The 368-nt window shown below is 50.0% G+C and carries 3 tRNA genes; all 3 read left to right on the top strand.

Annotated features, from left to right (window positions below):
• The 3 genes from AB5N96_RS13580 to AB5N96_RS13570 all read left to right on the top strand — a co-directional run bounded on the left by AB5N96_RS13580 (position 1) and on the right by AB5N96_RS13570 (position 367).
• Positions 1 to 76 (top strand) — tRNA-Val (locus AB5N96_RS13580).
• 134 nt (positions 77 to 210) lie between these two features.
• Positions 211 to 286, top strand: a tRNA-Thr gene (locus tag AB5N96_RS13575).
• Between the two features lie 8 nt (positions 287 to 294).
• A tRNA-Lys gene (locus AB5N96_RS13570) sits at positions 295 to 367 on the top strand.
• Position 368: the final 1 nt, after the last annotated feature.

The following is a 368-nucleotide window of genomic DNA, read 5'->3' as shown; positions in this document are numbered from 1 at the left end:
GGAGGATTAGCTCAGCTGGGAGAGCACCTGCCTTACAAGCAGGGGGTCGGCGGTTCGATCCCGTCATCCTCCACCATTTATTTAAAAAGTGAAATAGCCTGCGGTAGAAAGTCCGAGGAAATCAGGCGTGCACAAGAAGATGTTTCATCTTATTGGGCGCGACAGATTCCGGAGTGGTTTTCTGGGCTATGTAACTAGATTCAACACCGTGCCGGTGTAGCTCAACTGGTAGAGCAACTGACTTGTAATCAGTAGGTTGAGGGTTCAAGTCCTTTCGCCGGCACCACTTCAAGAGAGCCATTAGCTCAGTTGGTAGAGCATCTGACTTTTAATCAGAGGGTCGAAGGTTCGAGTCCTTCATGGCTCAC

The sequence above is a fragment of the Chryseomicrobium imtechense genome (genome assembly GCF_041475995.1).
GTDB lineage: Bacteria > Bacillota > Bacilli > Bacillales_A > Planococcaceae > Chryseomicrobium > Chryseomicrobium aureum.
The sequence above is the reverse complement of the archived record's forward strand: the minus strand, read 5'-3'. Positions and strand labels throughout refer to the sequence as shown.